This is a genomic window from Chitinimonas sp., from assembly GCF_041904975.1.
GTDB lineage: Bacteria > Pseudomonadota > Gammaproteobacteria > Burkholderiales > Chitinimonadaceae > Chitinimonas.
The window spans coordinates 1-4,905 of the sequence record NZ_JAYRLZ010000297.1; the positions used below are offsets into that span (position 1 = coordinate 1).

General features: G+C 59.1%; 3 protein-coding genes and 1 pseudogene. All 4 read right to left on the minus strand.

The window, feature by feature from the left end:
• Nucleotides 1–2,345: endopeptidase La (lon, locus tag ACE3OH_RS19320; RefSeq protein WP_374357030.1), on the minus strand; the 2,345-nt coding region annotated here is incomplete at its 3' end.
• Between the two features lie 187 nt (nucleotides 2,346–2,532).
• A complete protein-coding gene (gene clpX, locus ACE3OH_RS19325; protein ID WP_374357032.1) occupies nucleotides 2,533–3,807 on the minus strand; it encodes an ATP-dependent Clp protease ATP-binding subunit ClpX in 1,275 nt (424 codons plus the stop codon).
• 86 nt (nucleotides 3,808–3,893) lie between these two features.
• Nucleotides 3,894–4,541, minus strand: coding sequence for an ATP-dependent Clp endopeptidase proteolytic subunit ClpP (gene clpP, locus ACE3OH_RS19330; protein ID WP_374357034.1), 648 nt, complete (start codon nucleotides 4,539–4,541; stop codon nucleotides 3,894–3,896).
• Nucleotides 4,542–4,653: 112 nt separating this feature from the next.
• A pseudogene (locus tag ACE3OH_RS19335) lies at nucleotides 4,654–4,905 on the minus strand (trigger factor); the annotation flags it as partial.

Sequence of the window (4,905 nt, forward strand, 5' to 3'; positions counted from 1 at the left end):
GGCACCGGCTGACGCTCCAGCGCCAGTGCCAGCACCTGGTCGATCCACTTCACCGGGTGGATTTCCAGCTTTTGCTTGATATTGTCGGGGATATCGACCAGGTCCTTGGCATTGCCTTCCGGAATCAACACATGCTTGATTCCACCGCGATGCGCCGCCAGCAGCTTTTCCTTCAAGCCGCCAATCGGCAACACTTCACCACGCAGGGTGATCTCGCCGGTCATCGCCACATCGGCACGTACCGGAATGCCGGTCAGCACCGACACCATGGCGGTGGTGATGGCAATACCGGCGGACGGGCCATCCTTCGGCGTCGCGCCTTCCGGCATATGGATATGGATATCGTGCTTCTGGTAGAAGTCCGGCTCGATACCAAGGCTTTGGGCGCGCGAACGCACCACCGACAGCGCCGCCTGGATCGACTCCTTCATCACATCGCCCAGCGTGCCGGTATGGATGATGCTGCCCTTGCCAGCCAGAACCACCGACTCGATGGTTAGCAGCTCGCCACCCACCTCGGTCCAGGCAAGGCCGGTTACCTGCCCGACCTGATTGCTCTCCTCGGCCAGGCCATAGGTGAACTTGCGCACCCCCAGGTATTTGTCGAGGTTCTTTGCATTCACCGTGACGCGCTTGTCCGATGGCTTGAGCAGCAAGGTCTTCACCACCTTGCGGCAGATCTTGGCCACTTCACGATCGAGCGAGCGCACACCGGCTTCGCGGGTGTAGTAGCGCACGATATCGCGCAAGGCCGACTCCTGGATGACCAGCTCGTTTTCCTTCAGGCCATTGGCCTTCATTTGCTTGGGCACCAGATACTTCTCGGCGATATTGACCTTTTCATCCTCGGTGTAACCGGCGAGGCGGATGATTTCCATCCGGTCAAGCAGTGGCGCCGGGATATTCAGCGAGTTGGCGGTGGCCACGAACATCACATCCGACAGGTCGTATTCCACCTCGACATAGTGATCGACAAAGTTCTGGTTCTGTTCCGGGTCCAGCACCTCCAGCAAGGCGGATGATGGATCGCCACGGAAGTCCTGGCCCATCTTGTCCACTTCGTCGAGCAGGAACAGCGGGTTCTTCACCCCGGCCTTGCTCATGCTCTGCAGGATCTTGCCCGGCATCGAGCCGATATAGGTGCGGCGGTGACCGCGAATCTCGGCCTCGTCACGCACGCCACCGAGCGCCATGCGCACGAATTTGCGGTTGGTGGCACGAGCGATCGACTGGCCCAGCGAGGTCTTGCCCACGCCAGGAGGCCCGACCAGGCACAGGATCGGCGCTTTGAGCTTGTCGACACGCTGTTGCACGGCGAGATACTCGACAATGCGCTCCTTGACCTTCTCCAGGCCATAGTGGTCCTGCTCCAGCACCAAGTCGGCACCAGCCAGATCCTTGCTGATCTTGGTCTTTTTCTTCCACGGCAGATTGATCACCGTGTCGATATAGTTGCGCACCACTGTGGCTTCAGCCGACATCGGCGACATCATCTTCAGCTTTTTCAGTTCAGCCTCGGCCTTGGCCTTGGCTTCCTTGGGCAGGCCGGCGGCCTTGAGCTTCTTTTCCAGCTCGTCGAGCTCGGCGCCCTCTTCGATTTCGCCCAACTCTTTCTGGATCGCCTTGACCTGCTCGTTCAGGTAGTACTCGCGCTGGCTCTTCTCCATCTGCCGTTTCACCCGGCCACGGATACGCTTTTCCACCTGCAGGATGTCGATTTCCGACTCCAGCTGCTTCAAGAGATGCTCAAGCCGCTCACCGACATGGAACATTTCCAGAATGTCCTGCTTTTGCTCCAACTTCAGCGGCAAATGGGCAGCAATGGTGTCGGCCAGGCGGCCAGCGCGCTCGATGCCGGACAGCGAGGTCAGCACCTCGGGCGGGATCTTCTTGTTCAGTTTGACGAATTGGTCGAACTGGGCCAGCAAGGCGCGGCGCATTGCCTCGGTTTCGGTGTCTTCCACCGCATCGAGCGGTACCGGGCGCGCATTGGCAACAAAGTAACCTTCGTCTTCATTGATGCTTTCCACCAAGGCGCGCTGACTGCCTTCCACCAGCACCTTTACCGTGCCATCGGGCAGCTTGAGCATTTGCAGGATGGTCGCCACAGTGCCGACGTCATACATATCCTCGGCTACCGGCTCGTCCTTGGCGGCATTCTTCTGCGCCAGCAGCAGGATCTGCTTGCCGGCCTCCATGGCAGACTCGAGCGCGCGTATCGACTTGGGACGCCCGACAAACAGGGGAATGACCATATACGGAAACACCACCACGTCGCGCAACGGCAACAGGGGCAGGTCGATCGGGTGGGCGGGTAGTTCGGTGTGCTGGGACATAGTGGTCATCCAGGGCAAAAAATCAATAACTGGAAGATGGGGGAGACTCGCCGGATTTCAATTCGCCGCGTGGCGAATTTGCGACGTTGCGGCTCATCTTGACCGAATTCACGCAACAACCGCAACCGGAATCAACAAAAACAAACCGCCCTAGCGGGCGGTTTGCGGACATTGCGGGTACAACAACATCAAAACATCAGGCAGCTTGCACCTGTGCATCATCCGACAGGACGATAATGGGCTTGCCATCGTGCTCGATGACGTTCTCGTCGATCACCACCTTTTGTACATTGCGCTGCGAAGGCAGCTCGTACATGGTTTCCAGCAAGGCACCTTCGAGGATGGAGCGCAGACCGCGCGCGCCGGTCTTGCGCGCCAGTGCCCGTTTGGCAATGGCAACCAGGGCATCCTGGCGCACTTCCAGCTCTGCGCCTTCCAGTTCGAACAGCTTGCGGTACTGTTTGACCAGCGCGTTCTTCGGCTCGGTCAGGATGGTGATCAACGCGGCTTCATCGAGCTCGTCCAGCGTGGTCACCACCGGCACGCGGCCGACGAATTCGGGGATCAGGCCGAATTTGATCAGGTCTTCCGGCTCGGTCTCGCGCAGCAGCTTGCCAACCGCACGGCCATCGTCTTTCGATTGCACCGCAGCACCAAAGCCGATACCGCCCTTTTGCGAGCGCTGACGGATGATGGTGGCGAGGCCGTCAAAGGCGCCGCCGCAGATGAACAGGATATTGGTGGTATCGACCTGCAGGAATTCCTGGTTCGGATGCTTGCGACCACCTGCCGGCGGAATCGAGGCCACCGTGCCTTCCACCATCTTCAGCAAGGCCTGCTGCACGCCTTCACCCGACACATCGCGGGTAATCGACGGGTTGTCGGACTTGCGCGAGATCTTGTCGATTTCGTCGATATAGACGATGCCGCGTTGCGCTTTTTCCACATCCCAATCGCACTTTTGCAACAGCTTGGCGATGATGTTTTCCACGTCCTCACCGACATAGCCGGCTTCGGTCAGCGTAGTGGCATCGGCGATCACAAAAGGCACATCGAGCAGCCGCGCCAGCGTTTGCGCCAGCAGGGTCTTGCCCGAGCCGGTCGGCCCGATCAACAGGATATTGGATTTCGATAGCTCGACATCGCCCTTGTTGGCAGCCGGATTCGCCAGGCGCTTGTAGTGGTTGTACACCGCCACCGCCAAGGCTTTCTTGGCCTTGTCCTGGCCAATCACGTACTGATCGAGCGTCTCGCGAATTTCCACCGGCGTCGGCAGTTTGCTGCCGTCGGCCTTCTTGCCGGCACCGGCCGCGCCGCCGGCATTGGCATTGAGCTCTTCGCGGACGATGTCGTTGCACAGCTCGATACATTCGTTGCAGATGAATACCTGCGGGCCGGCGATCAGTTTTTGTACTTCATGCTGGCTCTTGCCGCAAAACGAGCAGTACAGCAGTTTTTCTTTATCGGTCATGGCAACCTCGCCATTGGTCCAGCCCTGTCGAGCGGATGATGAAACGGACCGGGCCGGCGCATGGCCGACCCGGATGAAAGAAATGACTATTCAAGCGCCGAACGCGAAGTCAGCACCTGGTCGATCAGGCCGTAGTCCTTGGCTTCTTGCGCGGTCATGAAGTTATCGCGGTCGCTATCGCGGGTGATTTCCTCGACGGTGCGGCCGGTATGCTCGGCCATCAAGCGGTTCAAGCGCTCGCGCAGGCTGAGGATGAACTTGGCGTGGATTTCGATATCGGTCGCCTGGCCCTGATAGCCGCCGAGCGGCTGGTGAATCATCACCGTCGAATTGGGCAGGGCAAAGCGCTTGCCCTTTGCACCGGCCTGCAACAGGAAGGCGCCCATGCTGGCAGCCATGCCGATACACAGGGTGGACACCTGCGGCTTGATGAACTGCATGGTGTCGTAGATCGACATACCGGCCGAAATCGAACCGCCGGGACTGTTGATATACAGGGAAATATCCTTGTCAGGATTTTCCGACTCAAGGAACAACATCTGCGCTACCACCAGATTGGCGGTCGCATCATCGACCGGACCGACCAGGAAGATCACCCGCTCTTTCAACAGGCGGGAATAAATATCAAAGGCGCGCTCACCACGGCCACTTTGCTCGATCACCATGGGCACGAGGCCCAGGGCTTGCGGTTCGGTTGGACGCTGCGTCCAGTCGGCTGGATTCCAGTTGCTCATGCTGTCCTGTGCGTTCTCGTGGTTGGAAAGGGTAGCCGGGAAGCAAACGGGCCCGGCCTGCTCCCTTAGGTTGGAGCGGTCGAGCCCGTTTTCAATGGCACGGCGATAAGACTTAGGCTTGCTGGCCCATCAACTCATCGAAGGCCAGGGTCTTGTCTACCGTCTTGGCCTTGCCGAAGACGAATTCGACCACATTGTCCTCAAGCGCCATGGCTTCTGGCCCTTCGAGGCGGTCACTGCTGGCATAGTACCACTTGACCACTTCTTCCGGATGCTCGTAGCTGTCGGCGAATTCCTGAACAATGCTGCGAATCTGCTCTGGCGTGGCCTTGAGCTCGTTGGCGCGCACCACTTCGGCCAGAAT

What these genes read in the sequence shown, in the direction of transcription:
- clpX (WP_374357032.1), bottom strand. Translation starts at nt 3,807, where the DNA reads ATGACCGATAAAGAAAAACTGCTGTACTGCTCGTTTTGCGGCAAGAGC.
- clpP (WP_374357034.1), bottom strand. Translation starts at nt 4,541, where the DNA reads ATGAGCAACTGGAATCCAGCCGACTGGACGCAGCGTCCAACCGAACCG.